The sequence below is a fragment of the Alteromonas sp. 14N.309.X.WAT.G.H12 genome (genome assembly GCF_036697315.1).
Classification (GTDB): domain Bacteria; phylum Pseudomonadota; class Gammaproteobacteria; order Enterobacterales; family Alteromonadaceae; genus Alteromonas.
This window is the reverse complement of the sequence record NZ_JBAHZB010000051.1, coordinates 1-25,530: the sequence shown is the minus strand read 5'-3', so window position 1 is coordinate 25,530 and position 25,530 is coordinate 1. Positions and strand designations below refer to the sequence as shown.

The following is a 25,530-nucleotide window of genomic DNA, read 5'->3' as shown; positions in this document are numbered from 1 at the left end:
GCCTTGGCTTATGCTGACCTTTCTGTAGGTTATATCAACGATAACAATTTGGTGGGTGGTCAAACACGTATGCCACTGGTACAAAAATATGTTAGCGAGTTCTTTGGTAAAGAGCCGCGTAAAGATGTTAACCCAGATGAAGCGGTAGCCGTAGGTGCAGCCATCCAAGGTGGTGTGTTATCTGGCGATGTTAAAGACGTACTGTTACTTGATGTTACGCCGCTATCTTTGGGTATTGAAACCATGGGTGGTGTGATGACGGTTGTGATTGAGAAAAATACCACAATCCCAACGAAGAAATCACAAACCTTCTCTACGGCGGATGATAACCAGTCTGCAGTAACGGTACATGTGTTACAGGGTGAGCGTAAACAGGCTGCGGGCAATAAGTCCTTGGGTCAGTTTAACTTAGAAGGTATTCGCCCAGCGGCTCGCGGTGTGCCACAAATCGAAGTTACCTTCGATCTTGATGCGGACGGTATTTTACATGTATCTGCGAAAGACAAAGATACAGGTAAAGAGCAAAAAATCACCATCAAAGCATCTTCCGGTCTTAGCGACGAAGAAGTGGAAAAAATGGTAGCAGATGCAGAAGCGAATAAAGAAGCCGACAAGCAGTTTGAAGAGCTTATCCAAGCGCGTAACCAAGCTGACGGCATGATCCACGCAACGCGTAAGCAACTTGAAGAAGTAGGCGAAGCGTTGAGTGCAGAAGATAAAGCACCTATCGAAGAAGCGTTGAGTGCGTTGGAAACGGCCACTAAAGGCGAAGATAAAGCGGAAATCGAAGCTAAGACTCAGGAGCTTATCCAGGCGTCTAGCAAGTTGATGGAAGCAGCGCAAGCCCAAGCGGGTGCAGCAGGCGCAGAAGGTGCACAACCTAATGAATCTTCTGCAAAGGCTGATGACGATGTTGTCGACGCTGAATTTGAAGAAGTGAAAGACGACAAAAAATAAGCTGTAGTCAGTATGTCTCCGGTGCCTGCCACCGGAGAGCTGTACAGTCTGGGCGCGGCAGGAAAGTCTTGTTGCGCCTTTGTTGTGTAATAACTGGGGCAATTTCCCAGTGAATTGTAAAGTGTGTGAGCCGTTGTATTGATGAGTTCAGGCACTTGAAGTAACGAGTAGGAAAAGTAAGCGATATGTCGAAACGTGACTACTACGAAGTGCTAGGGGTGGATAAAAGCGCCGGCGAACGCGAAATTAAAAAAGCGTACAAAAAGCTGGCGATGAAATATCACCCTGACCGCACCCAGGGCGACAAAGCACTGGAAGTCAAATTCAAGGAAATCCAGGAAGCCTATGAAGTCCTGACTGATTCGCAGAAACGTGCTGCCTATGATCAGTATGGTCACGCCGGTGTGGATCCCAATCGTGGTGGTGCAGGGTTCGGTGGTAACGCTGATTTTGGCGATATTTTTGGTGATGTTTTTGGTGATATCTTTGGTGGAGGCCGAGGCGGTCGCCAGTCGAGAGCACGCCAAGGTGCCGATTTACGTTATAACCTGGAATTGTCTTTAGAAGAGGCAGTACGAGGCAAGGACGTGGAAATTCGCGTGCCTACACTGGTTGAGTGTGACAGTTGTCATGGCTCCGGTGCGAAAAAAGGAACATCGCCAAAAACCTGTCCCACTTGTCATGGTGCGGGTCAGGTTCAAATGCGTCAGGGCTTTTTTGCGGTTCAGCAAACCTGTCCCACTTGCTCAGGCCGAGGCAAAATTATCTCCGATCCCTGTGACAAGTGTCATGGTCACGGACGGGTAGAAAAAACCAAAACCTTGTCGGTTAAGATCCCCGCCGGCGTGGATACCGGAGATCGCATCCGACTGTCTGGTGAAGGTGAAGCCGGGGAAGCCGGTGCACCAGCGGGCGATTTGTATGTTCAGGTACATGTTCGTGAACATGAGATTTTCCAGCGAGACGGTAACAATTTATATTGTGAGGTTCCCTTAAGTTTTACCACCGCAGCCTTAGGTGGTGAATTAGAAGTGCCTACCTTAGATGGCAAAGTAAAATTAAAAGTGGCACCAGAAACCCAAACCGGTCGCATGTTCCGCTTGCGGGGTAAAGGGGTTAAATCGGTACGCAGCGGCGTAACCGGTGATCTCATGTGTAAAGTGGTAGTTGAAACCCCGGTGAATCTGTCAACACGACAAAAAGAATTGCTTCAGGAACTGGATGACTCCATGGGAGGAAATTCCGCCAAACACCGACCGAAAGAGAAAGGCTTTTTTGATGGTGTGAAGAAATTCTTCGATGATCTCACCAATTAATCGGTTCAAATTATATTTCTAGCCCTCCTTTTGGAGGGCTTGTCGTATATGGCGTGTGTTTATTATTAGAACGCCGTATAGCTATTAGATTAATTTCTTGTGTACCAAAATTGTTGTATTAGCGTATATTATTTATAGTAAAAGACGCTCATAGTGATCGAGCACCACACGTAATCCTTTGAGCTTACAACATTTCAGATACCCAAATGGAGAACCCTATATGAAGCAACTGCTTAAGACCGGCCTTATGGCAGCTATATTATCTACCACCATCGCTAGCGGCGCGGCGATAGGTCAGGAAGCCGCCATGAATGAAAAACATGCAGATGCAGCCGTCACGTATCGTCAGTCCTTGTTTCAACTGATTCGCAGTAATATGGGACCATTAGGGGGTATGGCGAAGGGCGCAATTCCGTTTGATCAAGCTGTTATTGAAACAAATGGCATGCGGTTAGAGCAATTAGCGGACATGTTGAGCGACTATCTGAAAGTGGATACGCGCAAATTTGATGTGGATACAGAAGCTAAAGATGAGATTTGGGAAAATTGGTCAGATTTTGAAGGTAAGATTGAAGCGTTGAAAACCGCTTCTGCGAATCTGACCGCCGTGGCACAAACCGGAGATGAAAGCCAATATCGTGCTGCCATCGGGAAAGTTGGTGCATCGTGTAAATCTTGTCATGATGACTTTAAAGCCGACTAATCCCGTCTTTTCGTATAATTATTGTGGTTTGCAATTCCCTGCAAACCACAATATCCATACTCGCGCATTAGACACCTTTTCAGGTACGGGCATATTTGAACGGAGAGCGCGTGGTTACCGGTATCAGTGACGTTACCAAGCTTATCGAATCCACAGCGAAACAGGATTTGGCTGACATTTTTTTATCACTGGTAAATTGTACCGGTAGCGATAATGCCGCAATATTGCTGGCCCCTGTAGATACCTCCATCAACCCACGCTGTTTACTGCAACTTCGATTAGATGACACCCTTCTAAATACGGTCCCTTTTGCCTCTGTTAACAACGGCAATACCCTGGTTTCTGAGCCCTTCGCAGCAGCGCGTTTTACCCACAGGCTGCAATTGCTTACTACCCCTGACTATACGCTGTATCTTTCCCTTTTTAATACCTCGCCTCAATTAACTGGGCGTGACGAAATAGCCTTGCAATTAAGCGCCGAACGGGTGCAAGTGTTGTTGCAAAAAGCAGGCATGGAAAGCGAGAAAATACAATATATTGAAGAAAGCCACGACGCTTTATTAAATGAATTCGCTGACATATCTGGTGTTGGTGGGTGGGAGTTTGATAACGGCCGGCAACGCCTTTATTTTTCTACAACATTGTGTCGGCTTCTAGGCATAAGCTCGGTTCATCCGCTTTCCCTTCGTGAGGTACTAAAACCCATCCCGGTGGTTTTTCGTCATAAGTTAATTCGTGCAATACAGGGGCTAGTTCACCAACAAAAAGCATTTTGTCTAGAAATTCCTGTTTACCTGACTAACAAAGAAAGGCTTTTACGGGTATCCGGGAAAGCCGGCATGTTGATACAGGGAGCGACCAAATTCTACGGCGTTGTACAGGATTTAACAGCATCGATGCCGTTATCCCAGGTCGATGATAACTTTAGCCAAAACTTTGGCACCATTCTCGACAGTCTTAACGATGTGGTGTTAATGGTCGATGGGGCAGGTACCATCATTGCGGCGAATGTAGCAATCAGTCAACACTTTGGCTATGCAGTCAGCGAGATCCTGGGGGAGTGTATCACTTGCCTTTTTGCGAAGGCTAACGAGCAAGATGGCCAGCGAATGCTTTATCAATTGATAAAAGAGGAAAGTGAATGCAATAACCTGGAATTGACCGCAATGGATCGCTTAGGCAAGCCTTTACCGGTGGAAGTGTCAGTTACCAAACTCAAGCACTCCGATAAGGCGCAGTTTGTGTGTGTATTAAAAAATAATGCTGAACGTAAACAAACATTAGACAATATTTATCAAATCGCGTTTTTTGATGAAATCACCCAGCTACCTAACCTTAAATCCTTTGAAAAAGATTTACGGGCCTTGATTATTGCCGCGCGCCCCAGCGATAAGCACCTGTATTGTTGTATGCTGGATATTGATAACTTTGCTCAATTTAATCTTTCCTTTGGTAAAGGCACCGGTGACTATATCTTGCGTATTTTTGCCGGTAGGCTTAAGAAGGTGCTGTCTGCACAATTTCAAATCTATTCGGGATCAGGTGATAAGTTTTATATTCTTTACCGCTTACCCTTTGATGAACGTATGGACAAACATATCTTGGCATATATCGATGAAGTTGCCTGGAGTATGCATACCGAATTGTCGAAAGCCTTTACCCTCCATGGTCATTCGCAAATCGTCACAAGTTCTATGGCTTCTGCGTTCGTTCATGCCCAGCATGCGTCCTATGAGAAAGTGGTGGGGATACTCGAATTTGGCTCAAGACGGGCGAAAAGCCAAGGCTTGGGCGGTAAGGTCACCCTTGATAAAGAGGAGTTCGCCGCCTATGAGCGCGATAACTATATCCGCCAAAACTTCTCCCGAGCTCTAGACGATGGCGAGTTTTATGTGGTTCTGCAACCTCAATATGATGCCGGTGGCGCGGTGTGTGGTTCGGAGGTGTTATTGCGATGGAATGAAAAACGTTTGGGACAACTCAGCCCGGTAGAGTTTATTCCCATTGCAGAGGGGAGCGACGAAATTATTGAAATCGGCTATTGGGTGTTGAATGAAGCCTGTCGTATACTTTCTGAGCTGTCCAAGCAGGACATAAGAACGGTGTTATCCGTCAATGTCAGCGGTCGGCAAATTGTACGGCCGGATTTTTCTGATCATTTGTTAGAACTTGTACATAAATGGCAGGTTTCGCCTAACCAGCTGACGCTGGAGATCACCGAAAGCATTCTTGTTGAAAGCATTGAACTGGTTCAAAATCGCATGGCGCAGTTGGCCCAACTTGGATTCGGCTTTTCCATCGACGACTTTGGTACCGGCTATTCCAGTTTAAGCTATCTAAAGGCTTTGCCCATCACCGAACTTAAAATCGACCGATATTTCGTGGATGAAATAAACTTTGATGACGATGAGGTGCCCATCGTGAATATGATCATCGATTTGGCCCGTTCCATGGGCGTCAAAACGGTGGCAGAGGGAATTGAAAACAAGATCCAGTTACAGTACCTCACAAATAAACATTGCGATTTATTTCAGGGCTTTTATCTGTCTACCCCCATGACCGAAGATGCTTGGCGTCGCTGTTTAACCCGAGCAAATGAGAAATTAACCACGGTGTAATCCCACGCCTACTTCCTTTTAAGGCTTTTTTTGCCGCAATAGGTAATAACTATTTACCTGTTAGCGAGGAAATCCCCTTCCTTTTCTAAACGAAAAACCGCCGATGTGCGACAGAAGTCTTATGCTTATTGTTAACGAATTTGTATTAATGTAAATCAAAATAAAAACTTTCACCTTGAGTTACAGTTGGTGAGTCTACATTGATCATAATAAGCGAGGCCGGTTATGTCGTATGCACATGAGTACGAACGCTCCATAGAAACACCTGAAACCTTTTGGCAGGAAAAAGCCAATGCACTACCTTGGTTTAAAGCACCACAAACCATTTTGTCCAAAGATGAGAACGGGATTTATCGCTGGTTTTGTGATGGCGAAATGAATACCGCCTATATGGCCTTAGATCACCATGTCGAAAACGGACTGGCTGATCACAACGCGATTATTTTTGACTCGCCAGTGACGGGCACAAAAACCACCTACACCTACAGGGAGCTGCGGGATCATGTGGCGTTATTCGCCGGTGTATTACAGCAACAAGGCGTAGGCAAAGGGGAGCGCGTGGTCATTTATATGCCGATGATCCCCCAAGCGATTATCGCCATGCTCGCAGTCGCTCGGTTAGGAGCCATCCATTCGGTGGTCTTTGGCGGTTTTGCGCCCCATGAATTGGCGGTACGTATTGAAGATGCCGAGCCTAAAGTGATTGTCACCGCATCGTGCGGCATTGAAGTTACCAAAACTCTTGCCTATAAACCCCTTGTTGATGAAGCGATTTCACTTTCTTCACACAAACCTAAATCTTGTATTGTTTATCAGCGCCCCCAGCTCACCGCAACATTGGGTGAAACAGACGTGGATTGGCAAACCGCCATGGACGATGCCCTACCTGCACCCTGTACGCCGGTGCTGGCGACTGATCCTTTGTACATTCTTTATACATCGGGCACCACAGGAAAACCTAAAGGGGTGGTTCGAGACAATGGCGGTCATGCCGTGGCATTAAAATATTCCATGACTGCTGTGTACGACATGCAGCCGAAAGACGTTTTTTGGGCTGCGTCAGATGTGGGTTGGGTCGTCGGTCACTCCTATATTGTCTATGGCCCATTATTGCATGGATGTACCACCGTGGTGTACGAAGGAAAGCCGGTAAGAACACCCGATGCCGGCGCATTTTGGCGCATGGTAGAGGAATATAAAATTAAAGCCTTGTTTGCCGCACCTACGGCATTTCGTGCTGTGCGCAAAGAAGATCCTGAAGCCGATTTAATGGCTAAATATGATATCTCTTGTTTGAAAACCATCTTTATGGCCGGTGAGCGGTTAGATCCGCCCACGTACCTTTGGACGGTGGAAAAAACCGGTAAACCGGTGGTTGATCACTGGTGGCAAACCGAGACCGGATGGTCAATCTGTGCAAACCTTACCGGCATCGAATTTAAGCCCACCAAACCGGGCTCTTCTACGTTGCCGGTACCCGGCTTTAACGTCCAGGTACTGGATCATCTTGGCAACGAACTACCGGCCGGAGAGCAGGGGGCCATTGCCATAAAGCTCCCTATGCCGCCAGGTTGTTTACCTACAATCTGGGGGGATTTCCAACGCTTTAAAAATAGTTATCTGGAAGCCTATCCGGATTATTACACCTCTGGTGACGGTGGCTTTAAAGACGAGGACGGTTATGTCTTTATTATGGGAAGAACCGACGATGTGATTAATGTGGCTGGCCACCGTTTATCCACCGGTGAAATGGAAGAAGTGGTTGCCGCTCACCCCATGATTGCGGAGTGTAGCGTTATAGGCGTCCACGATAGTTTAAAAGGGCAGGTGCCTGTGGGTTTGGTTTTATTAAAAGATGGCGTTACGGTCAGTGAAGAAGATTTGCAAAAAGAACTGATTGCCATGGTAAGAAAAGAAATTGGTCCTATTGCCTGTTTCCAGCGTGCGGTGATTGTCCCTCGATTACCGAAAACCCGTTCTGGTAAAATACTCCGTAAATTATTACGCCAAATTGCGGATAATCATGAAGTCGCGGTGCCATCTACCATTGACGATCCTGCCAGTGTGCCCGAAATTCAGACCATTATGAAGCAACAGGGGTTAGTGAAAAATAACGATTAGGTGTAAGGCGAATCTGGCCTGAGATACGGGTATACCCGTACCTCAGGCCCAGTGTTTTTAAATTTAGTAATAATAGCCTGCGTCTTCACTTTCCGGGGGCGCTATTTCTACCACGTAATACACAATACCGGCGCTGATGATGGCAACAAAAAGGGCCAGTATCAGGCGAGATGAACTGATCCCTTTTGCCGTAGTGGATTTCTTTCCGTGGATCATGGCCGGCGCCAGTTTTTGCTTCTTGTACACCGCATAAAATACGATGGCACTAATGTGAAGTGCAATCACCGCTAAAAGCACATTAAATACGTTATGGTGTAAATAACCCATAATGTCTAAGGTGCTGTCACTTGCCGCGGAGCGCCATGGGCCATCGAGGAAAATATCATCCGTCATAAACAGGCCACTGACGGCCTGTAACAGGATCAACAGTAGCATGAGGATCACCACTACCCCCCCTAAGGGATTATGACCGGCATGGGCAGGGGCGTTGGGAATTAACAGACTTTTGGCATACTCGATTATCGCTTTAGGCCCGTAAAGAAATTGACTAAATCTGGCATAATTGGTGCCAATCAACCCCCAAAATACCCGAAAAATAATGAGACCAAGGGTAAAATAGCCAAAGTAGAAATGCCATTGCATGGCATTTTCGAATACCTCAGCGGTAAGGTATTGGGCAATAAGAGAAATAACCAATAACCAGTGGAAAAGACGGGTTGGGATATCCCAGATTAACGTGCGATGTGCATTCATTATGTTTTCTCAGGTATTAAGGACTAGGCTGAATTAAATCTCTAAAATGTCATGCTCTTAGCAGTGATCTATTGCGTTGTTCAGCATGCAACAAATGAGGGGCACCTTTCAAGCGCCCTGAGTGATATTGTCACTATTTTGTGGTATTTGATGCCGGACAATTGAATTATCCTCTGTGTCAGGCAAAATGCCTGTGAATTAACCCTGTTATGAAGAAATTTTATGAAAGTAGCTATTTTAGGCGCCAATGGGCGTATGGGGCGCGTATTGATTGAAGCGCTCAGAGAAAATGAGCACGCAGAGCTGGCGGCGGCCACCGTGCGGGATGATTCACCCTGGTGTGGTGTGGACGTAGGCGAATTGGCCGGTATTGGGGCGCAAGGGGTTTTATGCAAAGGGTTTTCTACCCTTGATCCTAACGACGTGGATGTGGTGATTGATTTTACCTTACCGGCGGCCTTTGACACCAATTTGGCCTGGTGTATTGAACATGGCAAGCCCATCGTGATTGGTACTACCGGCTTGTCAGCGGCACAACTTGCGTCGTTAGATACCGCGGCTAAGACCATTCCCATCGTGTTCGCGGCGAATTATAGTGTTGGCATCAATGTGATGCTGGCATTGGTTAAACAGGCTGCGAAAGCCCTAGGTGAAACCGCTGACATTGAAATCTTAGAAGCTCACCATCGTTTTAAACAAGATGCGCCATCGGGGACGGCCATGGCTATTGGTGAAGCCATTGCTGATACCTTAGGGCGAGACTTGCAAAAATGCGCGGTTTACGGCCGAGAAGGCAAAGAACCGGTGCGTGATCAAAAAACCATTGGTTTTGCGACCGTTAGAGCCGGTGATATTGTTGGTGAACACACGGCGCTGTTTGCTGATATTGGTGAACGGTTTGAGATCACCCATAAAGCATCGAGCCGGCTTACCTTTGCCAAAGGCGCGGTTCAAGCTGCTATCTGGCTAAAAGAAAAGTCTGCTGGCCGTTACAGCATGAATGATGTTATTGGCTTAGAGTACTAAAAAACGCAGTTTATTAACGTTTTTTGCCCTTACGTCGTAAAAATGATGTTAATGAGGTATTTTGTCTATTTATCTAAATTAGAAATAGACCTCTTTTAATTACTCCTATATAATAATTGGAATTTGCCAAAATTCAGTGATTCGGCTTGTCCGGCTCGCTTTTTATTAGCTGCAAAGTATCGTAAACGGGGAGTAAATAGTCGTTATTTCCCGTTTTTTGTGGGGTTTATTCCATTGTTTGAATAAACCGTCGGTTATCCTTAATCTGGAGGTTGACTTGGCTAATTCTGCCCTTTTGGTGTTAGAGGACGGTTCAGTTTTTAAAGGTACGGCAATAGGTGCTACTGGTACCGCCGTTGGGGAAGTTGTTTTTAATACTTCCATGACAGGCTATCAGGAAATACTCACTGACCCATCTTACGCTGAACAAATCATTACACTTACTTATCCCCATATCGGTAATACCGGTACCAATTCTGAAGATGTCGAATCTGACACAATCTGGTCTAAAGGTCTCATCATTCGCGATCTTCCTCTTGAAGCCAGTAATTTTAGAAACCAACAATCTCTGTCTGAATTTCTTGTTGCGAAAAATATTGTCGGCATTGCCGATATCGATACACGGCGATTAACCCGGGTGTTGCGTGACAAAGGTGCACAGAATGGCTGTATCATTTGCGCCGATAATCTCGATGTGGATGCAGCGCTGGCGTCTGCCAAAGATTTTCCAGGGTTAAAAGGCATGGATCTGGCCAAAGTCGTTTCAACCAAGGAAGTGAAAACCTGGACTGACGGCACCTGGGTGTTAGGCAAAGGTTACACCATCAATGATACGTTTAAATACCATGTGGTTGCCTATGATTTTGGGGTGAAACACAATATTTTACGTATGTTGGCGGACCGGGGTTGTAAAATTACCCTTGTACCGGCGCAAACCAGTGCCCAAGAGGTGTTAGCAATGGCGCCTGATGGTGTGTTTTTATCAAATGGGCCTGGTGATCCAGAACCCTGCGATTATGCTATTGACGCCATTAAAGCTCTGTTGGATGCAAACGTACCTATTTTTGGTATTTGTTTAGGTCACCAATTACTGGCGCTGGCCAGTGGTGCCAGAACGGTCAAAATGAAATTTGGGCATCATGGTGCAAACCACCCGGTGAAAGATCTCAAAAAAGACACGGTGATGATAACCAGTCAAAACCATGGTTTTGCGGTGGATGAAACCTCATTACCTGGCAATCTTGAAGTCACCCATATTTCGCTGTTTGATAAATCGCTGCAGGGTATTCATCGTACCGATAAACCGGCATTCAGTTTCCAGGGACACCCTGAAGCGAGCCCGGGCCCACATGAGGCGGCAGATCTGTTTGATCATTTCATCGAACTTATTGAACAATCAAAACAGTAGGAAATAGCCGACTATGCCAAAACGTACCGACATTAAAAGTATTCTTATTTTGGGTGCTGGCCCTATTGTTATTGGTCAGGCCTGCGAATTCGATTATTCAGGCGCACAAGCGTGTAAAGCCTTACGTGAAGAGGGTTACCGGGTTATTCTGGTAAATTCAAACCCTGCTACCATTATGACTGATCCGGAAATGGCTGATGCCACCTACATCGAGCCTATTCATTGGGAAGTGGTCAGAAAAATCATTGAAAAAGAACGTCCTGATGCGGTGTTACCCACCATGGGTGGACAAACTGCATTGAACTGCGCACTGGATCTTAACCGGGAAGGGGTTTTGCGTGAGTTTGGTGTGGAACTGATTGGTGCCACCGCAGATGCCATCGATAAAGCCGAAGATCGTGAGCGTTTCGATAAAGCCATGCGCGCTATCGGACTTGAATGTCCCCATGCTGAAATTGCTCATTCAATGGAAGAAGCCCACGACGTACTGTCACGCATTGGCTTCCCTTGTATTATTCGTCCTTCTTTCACCATGGGTGGAAGCGGTGGGGGTATCGCTTATAACATTGATGAATTCAATGAAATTTGTACCCGAGGACTGGATCTTTCCCCAACCAGTGAACTGTTGATTGATGAATCACTCATTGGCTGGAAAGAATATGAAATGGAAGTGGTAAGGGATAAAAACGATAATTGTATTATTGTTTGTACCATTGAAAACTTCGATCCTATGGGTGTTCACACCGGTGATTCCATCACAGTGGCACCGGCGCAGACCCTTACTGATAAAGAATTCCAGATAATGCGTAATGCCGCCATGGCCGTATTACGTGAAATTGGCGTTGAAACCGGCGGATCTAACGTACAATTTGGTGTTGATCCTAAAACCGGTCGTATGGTGATCATCGAGATGAACCCTCGTGTGTCTCGCTCCTCTGCGCTGGCATCAAAAGCAACGGGCTTCCCCATTGCCAAAGTCGCCGCTAAATTGGCGATTGGTTACACCTTAGATGAATTGGCCAACGATATCACCGGCGGTTTAACCCCGGCGTCTTTTGAACCGTCCATCGATTATGTTGTGACTAAAATTCCTCGCTTTAACTTTGAGAAGTTTGCCGGGGCTAACGATCGTCTTACCACGCAAATGAAATCGGTAGGTGAGGTGATGGCCATTGGTCGTAACCAACAAGAGTCCCTTCAAAAAGCATTACGTGGATTGGAAGTGGGTGCAACGGGCTTGAACCCCTTGTTGGATCTTGACGACGAAGATGCCAAAAACAAACTTATGTACGAATTGCGTGAGCCCGGTGCTGAACGTATTTGGTACATCGCCGATGCCTTCCGTATGGGCATGACGGTGGATGAGGTGTTCAATGTCACCAATATTGATCGCTGGTATTTGGTGCAGTTGGAAGACTTGGTTAAATTGGAAAATAAAGTGAGTGAAGGCGGTTTAGACGCGCTGGATGCAGACTTTATACGTCAATTAAAACGCAAAGGCTTTTCCGATGCGCGATTAGCCGAGTTGACCGGGGCGTCGGAAAGTGACGTTCGCGATTTGCGTCGAGGCTTTGATATTTTCCCAGTCTACAAGCGTGTTGACACCTGTGCGGCGGAATTTTCCACTAGCACCGCTTACATGTATTCAACCTATGATGAAGTATGTGAAGCCAACCCTACGGACAAGGACAAAATCATGGTACTTGGTGGCGGGCCTAACCGTATCGGCCAAGGTATTGAATTTGATTACTGCTGTGTTCATGCTGCCTTGTCCATGCGCGAAGACGGTTATGAAACCATTATGGTTAACTGTAACCCAGAAACCGTGTCCACCGATTATGATACCTCTGATCGCTTGTACTTTGAGCCAGTGACGTTAGAAGATGTCTTGGAAATCGTCGCCAAAGAACAACCTAAAGGCGTTATCGTTCAATACGGCGGTCAAACACCGCTGAAGCTGGCCCGTGCCTTAGAAGCCAATGGTGTACCGGTTATTGGTACGTCTCCAGAAGCCATTGACCGCGCTGAAGATCGGGAACGTTTCCAGCATATGGTGGACAAATTAGGCCTTAAACAGCCTGCGAATGCCACGGTAACTAACACCGAAGAAGCACTGGCGAAAGCAGAGGAGATTGGTTTTCCTCTCGTGGTTCGTCCTTCTTATGTCTTGGGTGGCCGGGCAATGGAAATTGTCTACGATTTAAAAGATTTAAAACGTTACCTCACTGAAGCGGTGAAAGTGTCTAACGATGCGCCAGTATTGCTAGATCGCTTCCTTGACGATGCCATTGAAGTGGATATCGATGCCATATGCGACGGAAAAGACGTGGTGATTGGCGGTATCATGGAACATATCGAGCAAGCGGGTGTTCACTCGGGGGATTCAGCCTGTTCATTACCGCCACACTCACTGCCTAAAGACATTCAAGATGTCATGCGCAAGCAGGTTCGTGATATGGCGTTAGAATTGGGTGTTGTGGGCTTAATGAATACCCAGTTTGCCATTAAAGATGGTGAAGTTTACCTTATTGAGGTGAATCCTCGCGCAGCGCGAACTGTCCCCTTTGTTTCTAAAGCCACCGGCGTACCTTTAGCGAAAGTGGCAGCCCGTTGTATGGCGGGGCAGTCATTGGCATCCCAAGGGGTTACCGAAGAAATCATTCCACCGTTTTATTCGGTGAAAGAGGTGGTATTACCTTTTGCTAAGTTCCAAGGTGTGGATCCATTACTTGGCCCAGAAATGCGCTCTACCGGCGAAGTCATGGGGGTAGGTGATACCTTCGAAGAAGCTTATGCAAAGGCTAATTTAGGGGCAAGCGCACCTTTACCACGTGAAGGTAAGGCTTTGATTTCAGTTAGAAATAATGACAAAGCACGGATTGTTGATCTGGCCAAGGCTATGATTAAGGCCGGCTTTAAACTGGAATGCACCCGAGGAACCGCTGCCACATTAGATGCCGCAGGCATTGAAAACACGGTTGTCAATAAAGTGTCTGAAGGTCGCCCTAATATCGTTGATGCGATTAAAAATGGCGAATACAGTTACATTATTAATACCACCGAAGGGCGACAAGCCATCACCGATTCTGTCTACATTCGTCGTGAAGCGTTATTAAATAAGATAACCTATACCACGACAATGAACGCGGCATTTGCCACGATTCAGGCAAAATCCGCAGATGACAGAAACAAGGTGGTATCAGTGCAGGAACTGCATGCACGCGTTCATGGATAATGACATAACGGGAAAAATGCGGTAACCTTCATAATCAGCCTTATAAAAAAGTGCGCCAGTTTGGCGCACTTTTTTAATCATCGATGATCAAGAAAACAAGTGAGATGAAACCATGAGTCAGTATCCGATGACCGCTCGTGGCGCAGAGCTATTGCGCGAAGAATTAAATGAGCTTAAGACAGTAACCCGTCCACGCATCATTCAAGCTATTGCGGAAGCTCGTGAGCACGGAGATCTAAAAGAAAATGCCGAATACCATGCGGCCCGTGAACAACAAAGCTTTTGTGAAGGACGAATTCAGGATATCGAAGGTAAGCTTTCAAATGCACAAATCATTGATGTTACCAAGATGGACAACAACGGTAAGGTGATTTTTGGTGTAACGGTCACCATTATGAACCTAGAAACTGATGCGGAAACCACCTATCGCATTGTGGGTGATGATGAGGCCGATATTAAAAATAACCTGATATCAGTGAACTCACCCATTGCCAGAGGGCTTATTGGTAAGGAAGTCGATGACGTAGTGAATATCCAAACGCCTGCCGGTACGGTGGAATTCGAAATCGTCGAGGTTCAGTATATTTAACCCTGATTGCACAAGGTAATGTATTTACGAAGGCAAGAGCGAACCTCTTGCCTTCTTTTATTTTTGGTAAACCGATACCAGTATCAAGACTATAAGGCAAACGAGAAACACCAGCACCAAGCCCGGAAAAAACCAGCTGTTAAAGGTGGCAAGCACAATGAGCCAGTGGATTTCTCCGTTTTCAAAAAATATCTGAGATGGATTGGCAGCGTAATCCAGCCAGGTCGCCACAATGGCAATCAGCCCACTTAACAACAATGGGATGAGGGTTATCTGCCAAATTACTCGGCGCATAGCTGGACGTCGAGCACAATAAAGAACGTCACCTAGTTACCCTTGCCGATAGCAATGCGGCGGGCTTTCTTAGGCTCAGGGATAATACGCTCAAGATCAATATGCAATAAACCGTTTTCCATATCAGCAGCACACACTTTTACGTTATCTCCCAACTGAAAGGTACGTTCAAAATTACGTTCTGAAATGCCTTTATGTAAGAATTTTCTTTCCTGGCGGGAGGAGGGGGCTTTTTTACCAGCGATAACCAGCTTGTTATCAGCGGTTTCGACAATGACTTCCTCTTTGCTAAACCCCGCCACTGCCATGGTAATGCGGTAGTTAGTATCATCAATCAATTCGATATTATAGGGAGGATAACCGCTTTGTTTCTCAGCGCATTTCGCCGCCTCGACGAGGGCCGCTAAATGATCAGAGCCGATAAAAGAGCGATACAGTGGGGTTAAATCGATACTAGGCATTAGGGTCTCCTGATCTCAAACCGACGTAAAGGGTTATTGGGGGCGAAAATGGCCAGTTACAATACTACGCCATTATTCCCTTTGCCCCTTTCTATTCTGTCTGTTTTTGTTTAATTTTGTTAATCCACATTGCACTGATTAGCCCGCTTACGCACAGTAATAAAGCCAGCAAATCACCCCATTTTTTGTACGGGGTTAAGCCATGGGTCGATTGTACCGGGGCGACGAGGCTGGCGGCTTCGAATTGGGGAAGGGCCGATATAATGTCACCTTTTGCATTAATAAATGCTGTGATGCCATTGTTCGTTGCGCGAATGACGGGCCTTCCCAGTTCCATTGCCCTGACTTGAGCGATTTCCAAATGCTGGGCTGGACCATGGGAATGACCAAACCAAGCATCATTGCTCACGGTAATAATCATGTCCGTATCATCATGTACATTGGCCGCTACCTGACGAGGAAAGGCGATTTCAAAACATATGGCAGGGGCAAGATGAATACCGTTGGCTAACAGGTTTTTCTGCTGATAATCCCCCCGTGAAAAGGACGACATCGGCAAATCAAAAAGGGGGGCAAGAGGCCGCAACCAATCTTCAAATGGCACAAATTCCCCAATGGGTAAAAGGTGATGCTTGGCGTAACGGTCGCCATGAAAATACGTGTATTTTGGGGTTGAGTCGTCAGCGGATTGCTTGCCTAACACGATCAGGTTGTTCCACGCCTCTTGCGATTCCCAGTTGTAATTCACAATACCGGTAATCAGGCTGGTATCGTGCTGTATGGCCAAGTCATCAATCCTGTGAAGATAGTCGCTGGCCATGATCTCCAGTTTGGGTACCGCGGCTTCAGGCCAGACAATTAAATCACTTTGCCAAAGTGGCGCGGTAAGGGCCAGATATTTATCCATGGTGGGCCCGTCATGTTCTGGGGTCCAGCGTATTGATTGGGCAATATTGCCTTGCACCATAGCAACCTGATAGATGTGTCCTTTGCTAACAAAGTTGACCGATTGCAAGACATAACCGGACAACAAGGCGGTGACAAAGGCAAGGGCTACGGCTGTACTCTGTTTTACCTGCTTTATTTGCATTAATGATGCGGCTAACGCCACAATGATGACAGTAACGCCGGTTTCGCCGATGATGGGCAGCCAACCACGAAGGGGGCTTACCGCCTGGCTGTAACCCACAGATAGCCAGGGAAACCCGGTTAACATCCAGCTGCGTACCCATTCGGCCACAAACCAAAAAAATGGCAGAGCTAAAGGCCAAAGCCGTAGTGGGAAATAGCGCTTTGTTAGCCATAACGCCGTGGCAGGATAGAGAGCCAGATACCCACACAGCACTAGCATCAGGCTCACCGAGGCAATAAGGGGCAAGCCACCGAAGTCAACAATACTGACATGTACCCAACTAATTCCGGCGCCAAACCAGCCTAAGCCGAAAAGCCAGCCACACAGAAAAGGACGGGATACCACCGTCAATTGACGAAAGGCCAGCGCCAACCCAATGAAGGTGATGGGCCACATGGAAAAAGGGGCGTACGCAAAGGTAAGACTGGCGCCGCTAAGTAGCGCCAGAAGATAGGGAAACCAGGTTTTCAGAGGACTTTACTCCATAGCAGGTACGGTCACTTTGAGTTGTACCAATCTGCGTTTATCTGAATTGGTTATCTTAAAGTGAATATCGCCAATGGTAATTTCATCGTTGGTTTCGGGCATATGCCCAAACGCTTTTAATACGATACCGCCGATGGTGTCGGCATCTTCTTCATTGAAGTTAGTATGAAAAAAGTCGTTAAAATCATCCACCGCAGTCAGTGCTTTAACAGAATAGGTGGATTTATTCAGGGGCTTTATGTCTTCCGTACCATCTTCATCGATATCGTATTCGTCTTCGATTTCACCAACAATCAGTTCAAGAATATCTTCAATGGTAACCAGACCCGATACACCGCCGTACTCATCGACAACGATGGCCATATGATACCGTTGCTGGCGAAACTCTTTGAGCAAGACGTCTACCCGTTTACTTTCGGGCACAATCACTGCGGGACGGATCACATCACATAACTGGAAAGGGCGGTCGGGGGTAAATGCATAATCGAGGAGGTCTTTTGCCAGTAAAATACCTTCGATATGATCTTTATCTTCACTGATCACCGGAAAACGGGAATGGGCCGTTTCCAGAATTTTAGGTAGAAACTCTTCTACACTCTGTTCAATGTCAATGGTGGTCATTTGTGTTCGGGGGATCATAATATCCCTTACACGCATTTCATTGACGCCGATAACACCTTCAATCATTTCTCTGGTTTGAGGATCTATCAGTTCGCGGTGTTCGGCTTCGGTAATAACTTCTACCAAGTCTTGCTTGCTTCTCGGCTCGCCGGAAAATGTCAGTCTTATTTTATCTAACCAACCTTTGCTCGTCGAGCCGTTGGTAGAGTGAGGGTTATCTTCGCTCATAATCGTCTATTTGGTTATCTGTAGGGTAAAAGTTAAAGCTCTTGATAAGGATCGTCAATGCCTAACTGCGCTAAAATTTTTGTTTCCAGACGTTCCATCGCCTCAGCTTCCTCATCGTCTATGTGGTCGTAACCCAACAAATGAAGTAATCCATGAACTATCATATGGGCAAAATGATTATTTACCACTTTATTTTGTTCCACGGCTTCATGGTGGATCACTGGCACACAAATGACCAGATCGCCCAGTAAATTAAGTGGGATATCGGGTGGACACTCGAAGGGAAAAGACAACACATTGGTTGGCTTGTCTTTTCCTCTATAGGTATGGTTTAACGATTGGGATTCGTCGCGGTCAACAAAGCGGATCGTGACTTCTTTATCCTGTATTTTTAATGCTGATAAGGCGGTATCGGCCCAGCGCTGGATCTTATCGTCTGTAGGAACGGTATAACCGAGCTGGGTTGTATCACAGGCATGCTGCACATCAATCAGTGTGTTCACAAGGGGCCTTTGTCTGAATCCTGAGAAGGGGCGTTTTGTTTTTCTTGTTCCGCTGCCAGTCGCTTGGCTTGCCGTGCCCGTTCTTGATCGCTATCAAATTTTTCATACGCTCGAACAATTCTTGCCACTACAGGGTGTCGAACCACGTCTTCGGCTTTAAAAAAATTAAAAGAAATGTCGCTGACGTTTTCTAATACCTCAATACTGTTTCGTAACCCGGAACGTACGCCGCGGGGTAAATCTACCTGCGTAATATCCCCGGTAATGACCGCCTTTGAGTTAAAGCCGATGCGGGTGAGGAACATCTTCATCTGTTCGGTGGTGGTATTTTGACTTTCATCTAGAATAATAAACGCGTCATTGAGCGTACGACCTCGCATATAAGCTAAAGGGGCCACTTCAATAACATTACGTTCCATTAGCTTTTCAACTTTTTCAAAGCCGAGCATTTCAAACAAGGCATCGTAAAGAGGACGTAGGTATGGATCGACTTTTTGCGACAGATCGCCGGGTAAAAACCCCAGTTTTTCGCCGGCTTCTACGGCAGGACGGGTAAGCAGAATACGTCGAACTTCCTGACGCTCCAAGGCATCAACGGCGCAGGCCACCGCCAAATAGGTTTTGCCTGTGCCTGCAGGACCAATACCAAAGGTAATATCGTGATTCACCACGTTGGCCACGTATTGGGCCTGATTGGGATTACGGGGCTTAATCACACCGCGTTTGGTGCGAATGGTGATATCTTTGCCGTAAGTGGTACTTTCCCCACGTTCTAACAACCGTGCTTCTTGAATCGCCAGATGCACTTGTTGGGGATCTAACTGAGGAATTAGACCTTTAACTGGCTGGGTTTCTATATAAAGTAATTTAAGTAGCTCCACCGCCCCGTTGGCCTGTACCGCATCACCGAGCACCTTAAAGGTGTTACTCCGGTACGAAATTTCTACGCCAAGACGCCGTTCAATTTGCTTGATGTTGTCATCAAAGGGACCGCACAAACTTGATAACCGTTTGTTATCAACAGGCTCTAAAATTACTTCGTTACTTACCAGTGTACTCAAGTCGTTTATTTCCTCACTTAAAATTAATGGGCAGGTATAAAATGACCTACGCCAAGGGGATCAGGGGCACTATCCTGATGTTTTGCTGTTATAGATTGGGGCGAAACCGCCACACGCAAGCCCATGTCTTTTTCCCGTCTTACCACATTCCCGCGTAATGAATTACTAAACACATCGGTGATTTTTACATCCACAAATTCACCAATCATATCGGGTGTGCCTTCGAAATTCACCACACGGTTGTTCTCGGTACGCCCAGACAGTTCCATGGGGTTTTTCTTCGACGGTCCTTCCACCAAAATGCGCTGTTCGGTTTCCAGCATATTCCTGGCAATCCGCAGTGCCTGTTGGTTAATGCGTTGTTGGAGCAAGTATAATCGTTGCTTTTTCGTTTCTTCGCTCACATCATCCACAGCATCTGCTGCCGGTGTTCCTGGCCGCGCACTGTAAATGAAGCTGAAACTCAGATCGTAATCCACCGCTGAAATTAAATCCATGGTGGCCTCAAAATCCTCATCGGTTTCACCGGGAAAGCCGATAATAAAGTCTGACGACATGCTAATGTTAGGTCGTACTTTTTTTAATTTTCGGATTTTAGATTTGTATTCTAATGCCGTATGACCCCGTTTCATTAAATTGAGGATACGATCTGAACCGCTTTGAACCGGTAAATGGAGATGATCGACCAACTCAGGAATGCTTTCATAGGCGGAAATGATGTCATCGGTAAACTCCACCGGATGAGAGGTGGTATAACGGATGCGATCGATGCCGTCGATGGCAGCCACTAATTCAAGTAATTCCGCAAAGCGGCAGATGCTACCGTCATGATGTTCACCGCGATAGGCATTCACGTTTTGGCCGAGTAAATTAACTTCTCGTACCCCTTGCTCTGCCAGTTGGGCAATTTCTAAAATAACGTCATCAACGGGGCGGCTAACTTCTTCGCCTCGGGTGTAAGGAACCACGCAGAAAGTACAGTACTTGGAGCACCCTTCCATTATAGAGACAAAGGCGGTGGGTCCTTCGGCTCTGGGCTCAGGGAGACGATCGAATTTTTCAATTTCCGGGAAACTGACATCCACAACAGAACGGGCACCGGCCTGCAATTGATTAATCATTTCAGGTAAGCGATGAAGCGTCTGAGGGCCGAAAACCAAATCAACAAAAGGGGCACGTTGACGAATATGATCGCCTTCTTGGGATGCCACACACCCCCCAACACCAATAATCAGATTGGGGTTATGTTGTTTGAGGTTTTTCCAGCGACCTAATTGATGAAATACTTTTTCCTGGGCTTTTTCCCGTATGGAACACGTATTTAATAAAATTACGTCCGCATCTTCGGCTTCCTGCGCTAGCGAATAGCCGTGGGTAGAGTCCAGCAAGTCAGCCATTTTCTCCGAGTCATACTCGTTCATCTGACAGCCCCACGTTTTAATAAACAGCTTCTTGGTCATATTCACTTTACGTTTTTCAGGTAAATGTTCAAAATAGCCGCGTATTTTACCTGTTGTAGCGTGCTTTGCCCAGTCATTCATTAAAATGGTTAAATCCTTTCACTCTATTCCATATAGCTGTCTGATCTATCGCAAGGTATCAAAGATGATTCATGGCGTAACCTATGGCTTTACGTCATAATGCCGGTTCGAATCAGGAGACTATATGTACGATTTTTGTATTAATGGTGGCGGAATGGTGGGCAGTAGCCTTGCTCTCGGTCTGGTACAGCAGGGCTATCGGGTCGCTATCCTTGAATCTGTTATGCCCGTTCCCTTTGCCCCTGACCAGCCACCGGATTTGCGTCTTTCCGCGATTAGTTTAACTTCTTCTATGCTGTTACAACGGCTTGGCGCATGGCCACATATTCTTGACTACCGAGTTAAAGCTTATGATCAATTGTCAGTGTGGGAAGATCCCGCCATGGCCGCATCATTTACTGCGTCTAGCATTGAGGCGCCCCATTTAGGCTACTTCGTAGAAAATCGATTAATTCAGCTAGGGTGTCACCGTGCCCTGCAAAATTTCGATGTGCGATGGATAAATGATACCCCACTCGCTGCCTTTACTCACACGGATAATGGCGTAACAGTAACGCTAGAAAACGGTGAAACCCTTAACGCTAAGTACTTAATTGGCGCAGACGGCGCACGTAGCCTTGTCAGGGAACAGGCCAAAATAGGTAGCAGCGGTTGGCAATATAATCAGCAGGCGTTGGGTATTATTATCAAATCAGACGCCCAAAGTGGAGCAGAAACCTGGCAGCAATTTTATCCTTCTGGCCCAAGAGCCTATTTGCCCATGTATGATAATTACGCTTCACTTATCTGGTACGACAGCGCCGAGCGCATAAAGCAATTGTGTGGTTTGAAGCCTGAACAATTAAAAAATGAAGTGCTACAGCATTTCCCTGACCGCCTTGATCCGTTTGTGGTGCTTAATAAAGCGGCCTTCAGGTTAACCCGCTCCCACGCTAGCCGATATATTCAACCTGGCGTGATCCTCATTGGCGATGCTGCCCATACCATTAATCCTTTGGCGGGGCAGGGCGTGAACCTCGGCTTTAAAGACGTCTCAGCACTGCTGGCCATCACCGAGGATTGTAAACCCGATGACGTCTCATTCTATTCACGGCTGGTGAGCGACTATGCTAAGCCGCGACGCCGAGATAACTTACGCATGATGTCAGCAATGGACGGGTTTTATGCCTTGTTTAGTAATCAAATACCCCCATTGAAGTTGGTAAGAAACCTGCTGCTTAAAGGCGCTGATATGAGCGGTCCAATTAAGTCAGGGGTGTTAAAGCATGCAATAGGGATGGATGAATGGAAGTTCTGATTTTACTGGGCGTTCTGTTTTTAGCGTTAATGATTATTGTGCCATTAATTGAACGTTCTAAAATGCGCGTTAGTGCACAAACCGCAGGAAAAATAAGCCGCTGGATATGGCCGCTAGTGATGATTGCACTGGTGCTACAACTGATACGTATGATGATGCAAGGGTAACGGCCACATCACTAATGTGTTGTGACAGGCCAGTTACCCTGTAAGTCTACCAGTGTTTTTTCTATTAAAGTTCGTATTTTCTCATCGTCATGAGTGATAAGAGCGAAGGTGCGCAAGCCGATAAACTGGCATTGTAACCAGGATGCGATCTTTTCACTTTCTTCGTCCTTGGCAATGGAATGGGATGCGATTAACTGTTCAACTACCTTAACAAAGGCCTGATTCAATGTTTCCATCCCCTGGGACAATGTTAAACGGCTATCGTCATGAAGACTGTCGATTTCCGCCAGAGTCTTAATGAGTAAACATTGGCGTTGATGGGTCTGATTTGCCGGCGTAATTAAGGTCGTCAAAAAATAGTCTCTAAGGGCATCTAACGGGGATGGACTTTGGGCTACGTGCAACAGATCCTTTTCATTTTGCTCCACATAAGCACAAATCACCTTACAAAATAAGCCATCTTTGCTTTTAAAGCGGTTATAGATGCTACCCGGGCGCATGTCGAGGGCTGTTTGCAGTTCACGCATGCCCACGGCTAGATAGCCTTTTTGCCAAAATAACCCCGTTGCTTTTTCTATCACCACGTCATCGGTGTATCTCATTAGGTTATACCTTATATCCTCTAATTTGAACATTCGTTCAATTTGATCTTGAACAATCGTTCAATAGTACTTATATTGATGTCCAAGGTAAACATCCACAACACACTGGATGCTATTTTTTCGCTATTTGGAGATATTATGACAACTTATACGCTACATACAAAAGATACTGCACCTGAAAAAGCTAAACCCTTATTGGAGAGTTCGGAAAAATCTTTTGGCATGATCCCCAATCTCCACGCTGTTATGGCCGAGTCTCCTGAATTATTAAAAGGCTATCAAATACTTCATGGACTGGCCCAAGAAACCTCATTTAATGCTGATGAACTTACCGTGGTATGGCAAACAATCAACGTAGAGCATGGGTGCCACTATTGTGTGCCAGCACACACAGGCATTGCCAAAAGTATGAATGTCAGTGATGAATTGATTGAGGCATTACGAAACGATGAAGAGCTAAAAGACAGTAAACTCAATGCCCTTAAAAATACGGTATTAGCGGTAACCCGAGGCCGTGGCGTGATCGGTGAGAAAGAGCAAAAAGCCTTTATGGACGCAGGTTATACCGCACAAAACATGCTTGAAATTATTTTGATCTTAGCGCAAAAAGTGATGAGTAATTACACCAACCATATGGCCGAAACCCCGGTGGATGAAGCTTTTGCACAGTTTGCATGGGAACCTAAAAAGTAATATTGCTCACTGCGTTGTGCTGTGTAGTGCTTTGCTACACAGCACATTGACCAAGTTAGTCGTCGCTCCACACCCCTTTTTCTGTTTTTCCCTGAATAATCACATCACCGTCTTTGTAGCTGATTTCCTTACCGGACTGCAATTTGACAAAGTAATCTTTGCTAATAGCCACAATGGTAGGCGTCATCCAAACGATGGCGATAATGTTGATCACGGACATTAATCCTAGTGCCATATCTGCCATGGCCCATACCGTTGGAAGTGCGGCCATTGCACCCCACAAAATCATGCCCAGATAACCAACAGTGTAGACACGACGTCCTATCTTGTTATCCAGTTTAAACATATGCAGGTTACTTTCTCCGTAGGCGTAATTAGCTACCACGGAAGTGAAAGAAAATAAACAAATGGCGGCGGAAACAAAGATAGTGCCTCCACTACCCACATGGGTGTTCATGGCCGCTTGGGTCATACCTATGCCTTCCATTTGTCCGCTCGCTTCACCACCGGCTAGAAGAATGATAAATGCCGTAGCAGAACACAGGATCACCGTATCCACAAACACCCCTAACATTTGAATGTATCCTTGTGAAACCGGATGATTGGGCGTTGGCGCCGCACTGGCCGCCGCATGAGGTACGCTACCTGAGCCGGCTTCGTTAGAATAAAGACCCCGTTGGATACCGTTTTTGATTGCTGCACCTAACATACCGGCGCCGGCTTCTTGAAAACCGAATGCCGATTTAACAATAGAGAGCATGACGTCGGGTAATTGGGTGATATTGATGCACATGATAATCAAGGCCGCCAGCACATAACTGATGGCCATAAAAGGGACGATCCATTCGGCAAAACGGGCGATGCCTCTTAATCCACCGACTACGATAAGCGCGGCCAGAAAAATAATGACTAAGCCAGTATAAAAGTGGGAGAATCCATAGGCGTTGTGTAATGCATCGGTAATGGTATTGGCTTGCACTGCGCTAAACACAAAGCCATAACCGAAAAAGAGACATAATGAAAAGGCCACCGCTAACCAGGTTTTATTTAGCCCTTGTTTAATGTAGTAGGCCGGGCCACCACGAAATTCACCCTCTTCGTCTTTCACTTTATATAGCTGGCCTAACACACTTTCTGCAAACCCAGTGGCCATACCTAAAAACGCGATCACCCACATCCAGAAGATGGCGCCTGCACCGCCTAGGGAAATCGCCATTGCCACACCGGCTAAATTTCCTGTGCCTACCCGAGCGGATAAACTGGTACACAAGGCCTGAAAAGAGCTGATCCCTTCTTTTGTAGAAGATGTGCTCATTTTTAGAAGGGTAAACATGTGGGTGAAGTGGCGTAACTGCACTGCACCTAATTTCCAGGTAAACCAAAAACCGCAAGCAAGTAGCATGACGATAAGGACTTGGCCGTTACCCCACAGCACGTCATTTACGGCCAAAACGATATCGTTAATCACATGAGTTCCTTGATAAATTAGCTAAAACGTTAAAGCGTTTATGGTAGCAGAACAGGCACAAGGAGAAAGATATTTGTGGACTTTGGTGTGTTTTTTGATGTTTTAGCGAGGAATGCCTAAAAAGAGCAAGCTAAAATGAAAAAAAGCCAATCTAAGATTGGCTTTTTTTGAATATGGCTGGGGTAGCTGGACTCGAACCAACGGATGGCGGGATCAAAACCCGCTGCCTTACCACTTGGCTATACCCCAA

Annotated in this window: 22 protein-coding genes and 1 tRNA gene; 12 read left to right on the top strand and 11 right to left on the bottom strand. The window is 46.3% G+C overall.

Annotated elements, in window-relative coordinates; translation table 11 throughout:
- The 5 genes from V5298_RS13265 to V5298_RS13245 all read left to right on the top strand — a co-directional run.
- Window positions 1-957 (top strand): Hsp70 family protein (locus V5298_RS13265; protein WP_332931925.1); only part of this gene is annotated, 957 nt, incomplete at its 5' end.
- A 185-nt stretch (window positions 958-1,142) separates the two neighbouring features.
- Window positions 1,143-2,273, top strand: a complete 1,131-nt coding sequence (dnaJ, locus tag V5298_RS13260) for a molecular chaperone DnaJ (protein ID WP_332931924.1) — start codon at window positions 1,143-1,145, stop codon at window positions 2,271-2,273.
- 247 nt (window positions 2,274-2,520) lie between these two features.
- Complete coding sequence (locus V5298_RS13255; RefSeq protein ID WP_416351184.1) at window positions 2,521-2,976, top strand: c-type cytochrome; 456 nt, start codon at window positions 2,521-2,523, stop codon at window positions 2,974-2,976.
- Window positions 2,977-3,086: 110 nt separating this feature from the next.
- Window positions 3,087-5,594: a putative bifunctional diguanylate cyclase/phosphodiesterase gene (locus V5298_RS13250; protein WP_332931922.1), complete on the top strand. Its 2,508-nt coding sequence runs from the start codon at window positions 3,087-3,089 to the stop codon at window positions 5,592-5,594.
- 225 nt (window positions 5,595-5,819) lie between these two features.
- Window positions 5,820-7,715, top strand: coding sequence for a propionyl-CoA synthetase (locus tag V5298_RS13245; RefSeq protein ID WP_332931921.1), 1,896 nt, complete (start codon window positions 5,820-5,822; stop codon window positions 7,713-7,715).
- Between the two features lie 63 nt (window positions 7,716-7,778).
- On the opposite strand, the gene V5298_RS13240 is transcribed toward V5298_RS13245, so the two are convergent.
- Complete coding sequence (locus tag V5298_RS13240) at window positions 7,779-8,468, bottom strand: cytochrome b/b6 domain-containing protein (RefSeq protein ID WP_332931920.1); 690 nt, start codon at window positions 8,466-8,468, stop codon at window positions 7,779-7,781.
- Window positions 8,469-8,690: 222 nt separating this feature from the next.
- Between V5298_RS13240 and dapB the strand changes: the two genes are divergently transcribed.
- The 4 genes from dapB to greA all read left to right on the top strand — a co-directional run bounded on the left by dapB (window position 8,691) and on the right by greA (window position 14,726).
- The gene (gene dapB, locus V5298_RS13235; RefSeq protein WP_332931919.1) at window positions 8,691-9,494 is read left to right on the top strand and encodes a 4-hydroxy-tetrahydrodipicolinate reductase; all 804 of its coding nucleotides are present in this window, start codon (window positions 8,691-8,693) and stop codon (window positions 9,492-9,494) included.
- A gap of 277 nt (window positions 9,495-9,771) precedes the next feature.
- A complete protein-coding gene (carA, locus tag V5298_RS13230; RefSeq protein ID WP_332931918.1) occupies window positions 9,772-10,902 on the top strand; it encodes a glutamine-hydrolyzing carbamoyl-phosphate synthase small subunit in 1,131 nt (376 codons plus the stop codon).
- A 13-nt stretch (window positions 10,903-10,915) separates the two neighbouring features.
- Window positions 10,916-14,137 (top strand): carbamoyl-phosphate synthase large subunit, encoded by a 3,222-nt coding sequence (carB, locus tag V5298_RS13225; RefSeq protein WP_332931917.1) that lies wholly within the window; start codon window positions 10,916-10,918, stop codon window positions 14,135-14,137.
- A gap of 112 nt (window positions 14,138-14,249) precedes the next feature.
- Window positions 14,250-14,726 carry a transcription elongation factor GreA gene (gene greA, locus V5298_RS13220; protein ID WP_332931916.1) on the top strand — a complete coding sequence of 159 codons (477 nt, stop codon included), beginning with the start codon at window positions 14,250-14,252 and terminating at the stop codon, window positions 14,724-14,726.
- 57 nt (window positions 14,727-14,783) lie between these two features.
- Here greA and V5298_RS13215 read toward each other — a convergent pair whose 3' ends face one another.
- From V5298_RS13215 to miaB, 7 genes are all read right to left on the bottom strand, one after another.
- Window positions 14,784-15,020: a hypothetical protein gene (locus V5298_RS13215; protein WP_332931915.1), complete on the bottom strand. Its 237-nt coding sequence runs from the start codon at window positions 15,018-15,020 to the stop codon at window positions 14,784-14,786.
- A gap of 32 nt (window positions 15,021-15,052) precedes the next feature.
- Window positions 15,053-15,481 (bottom strand): Hsp20 family protein, encoded by a 429-nt coding sequence (locus tag V5298_RS13210; RefSeq protein ID WP_332931914.1) that lies wholly within the window; start codon window positions 15,479-15,481, stop codon window positions 15,053-15,055.
- 91 nt (window positions 15,482-15,572) lie between these two features.
- The gene (lnt, locus tag V5298_RS13205; RefSeq protein ID WP_332931927.1) at window positions 15,573-17,084 is read right to left on the bottom strand and encodes an apolipoprotein N-acyltransferase; all 1,512 of its coding nucleotides are present in this window, start codon (window positions 17,082-17,084) and stop codon (window positions 15,573-15,575) included.
- A 6-nt stretch (window positions 17,085-17,090) separates the two neighbouring features.
- Window positions 17,091-17,948, bottom strand: a complete 858-nt coding sequence (locus tag V5298_RS13200) for an HlyC/CorC family transporter (RefSeq protein ID WP_332931913.1) — start codon at window positions 17,946-17,948, stop codon at window positions 17,091-17,093.
- Window positions 17,949-17,980: 32 nt separating this feature from the next.
- Window positions 17,981-18,451: an rRNA maturation RNase YbeY gene (gene ybeY, locus V5298_RS13195; RefSeq protein WP_332931912.1), complete on the bottom strand. Its 471-nt coding sequence runs from the start codon at window positions 18,449-18,451 to the stop codon at window positions 17,981-17,983.
- Window positions 18,448-19,512, bottom strand: coding sequence for a PhoH family protein (locus tag V5298_RS13190; RefSeq protein WP_332931911.1), 1,065 nt, complete (start codon window positions 19,510-19,512; stop codon window positions 18,448-18,450). The genes ybeY and V5298_RS13190 overlap by 4 nt, the downstream gene beginning before the upstream one ends.
- A 23-nt stretch (window positions 19,513-19,535) precedes the next feature.
- Window positions 19,536-20,972, bottom strand: a complete 1,437-nt coding sequence (gene miaB / locus V5298_RS13185) for a tRNA (N6-isopentenyl adenosine(37)-C2)-methylthiotransferase MiaB (protein WP_332931926.1) — start codon at window positions 20,970-20,972, stop codon at window positions 19,536-19,538.
- A gap of 205 nt (window positions 20,973-21,177) precedes the next feature.
- Between miaB and V5298_RS13180 the strand changes: the two genes are divergently transcribed.
- Window positions 21,178-22,350 carry an FAD-dependent monooxygenase gene (locus V5298_RS13180; RefSeq protein WP_332931910.1) on the top strand — a complete coding sequence of 391 codons (1,173 nt, stop codon included), beginning with the start codon at window positions 21,178-21,180 and terminating at the stop codon, window positions 22,348-22,350.
- Window positions 22,338-22,517: a hypothetical protein gene (locus V5298_RS13175; RefSeq protein WP_332931909.1), complete on the top strand. Its 180-nt coding sequence runs from the start codon at window positions 22,338-22,340 to the stop codon at window positions 22,515-22,517. The genes V5298_RS13180 and V5298_RS13175 overlap by 13 nt, the downstream gene beginning before the upstream one ends.
- An 11-nt stretch (window positions 22,518-22,528) precedes the next feature.
- On the opposite strand, the gene V5298_RS13170 is transcribed toward V5298_RS13175, so the two are convergent.
- Window positions 22,529-23,119 carry a TetR/AcrR family transcriptional regulator gene (locus V5298_RS13170; protein WP_332931908.1) on the bottom strand — a complete coding sequence of 197 codons (591 nt, stop codon included), beginning with the start codon at window positions 23,117-23,119 and terminating at the stop codon, window positions 22,529-22,531.
- 138 nt (window positions 23,120-23,257) lie between these two features.
- Between V5298_RS13170 and V5298_RS13165 the strand changes: the two genes are divergently transcribed.
- Window positions 23,258-23,812: a carboxymuconolactone decarboxylase family protein gene (locus tag V5298_RS13165; protein WP_332931907.1), complete on the top strand. Its 555-nt coding sequence runs from the start codon at window positions 23,258-23,260 to the stop codon at window positions 23,810-23,812.
- Between the two features lie 55 nt (window positions 23,813-23,867).
- Here the strand turns inward: V5298_RS13165 and V5298_RS13160 are convergent, their stop codons facing one another.
- Together V5298_RS13160 and V5298_RS13155 are read right to left on the bottom strand one after the other, a co-directional pair.
- The gene (locus V5298_RS13160; protein WP_332931906.1) at window positions 23,868-25,280 is read right to left on the bottom strand and encodes an alanine/glycine:cation symporter family protein; all 1,413 of its coding nucleotides are present in this window, start codon (window positions 25,278-25,280) and stop codon (window positions 23,868-23,870) included.
- A 174-nt stretch (window positions 25,281-25,454) separates the two neighbouring features.
- A tRNA-Gln gene (locus V5298_RS13155) sits at window positions 25,455-25,529 on the bottom strand.
- Between the last annotated feature and the right edge of the window lies 1 nt (window position 25,530).

Coding starts and splice junctions, on each gene's coding strand:
- dnaJ (WP_332931924.1), top strand. CDS start 1,143: ATGTCGAAACGTGACTACTACGAAGTGCTAGGGGTGGATAAAAGCGCC.
- V5298_RS13255 (WP_416351184.1), top strand. CDS start 2,521: ATGGCAGCTATATTATCTACCACCATCGCTAGCGGCGCGGCGATAGGT.
- V5298_RS13245 (WP_332931921.1), top strand. CDS start 5,820: ATGTCGTATGCACATGAGTACGAACGCTCCATAGAAACACCTGAAACC.
- V5298_RS13240 (WP_332931920.1), bottom strand. CDS start 8,468: ATGAATGCACATCGCACGTTAATCTGGGATATCCCAACCCGTCTTTTC.
- dapB (WP_332931919.1), top strand. CDS start 8,691: ATGAAAGTAGCTATTTTAGGCGCCAATGGGCGTATGGGGCGCGTATTG.
- carB (WP_332931917.1), top strand. CDS start 10,916: ATGCCAAAACGTACCGACATTAAAAGTATTCTTATTTTGGGTGCTGGC.
- greA (WP_332931916.1), top strand. CDS start 14,250: ATGAGTCAGTATCCGATGACCGCTCGTGGCGCAGAGCTATTGCGCGAA.
- V5298_RS13215 (WP_332931915.1), bottom strand. CDS start 15,020: ATGCGCCGAGTAATTTGGCAGATAACCCTCATCCCATTGTTGTTAAGT.
- V5298_RS13210 (WP_332931914.1), bottom strand. CDS start 15,481: ATGCCTAGTATCGATTTAACCCCACTGTATCGCTCTTTTATCGGCTCT.
- V5298_RS13200 (WP_332931913.1), bottom strand. CDS start 17,948: ATGAGCGAAGATAACCCTCACTCTACCAACGGCTCGACGAGCAAAGGT.
- miaB (WP_332931926.1), bottom strand. CDS start 20,972: ATGACCAAGAAGCTGTTTATTAAAACGTGGGGCTGTCAGATGAACGAG.
- V5298_RS13180 (WP_332931910.1), top strand. CDS start 21,178: ATGTACGATTTTTGTATTAATGGTGGCGGAATGGTGGGCAGTAGCCTT.
- V5298_RS13175 (WP_332931909.1), top strand. CDS start 22,338: ATGGAAGTTCTGATTTTACTGGGCGTTCTGTTTTTAGCGTTAATGATT.
- V5298_RS13170 (WP_332931908.1), bottom strand. CDS start 23,119: ATGAGATACACCGATGACGTGGTGATAGAAAAAGCAACGGGGTTATTT.
- V5298_RS13165 (WP_332931907.1), top strand. CDS start 23,258: ATGACAACTTATACGCTACATACAAAAGATACTGCACCTGAAAAAGCT.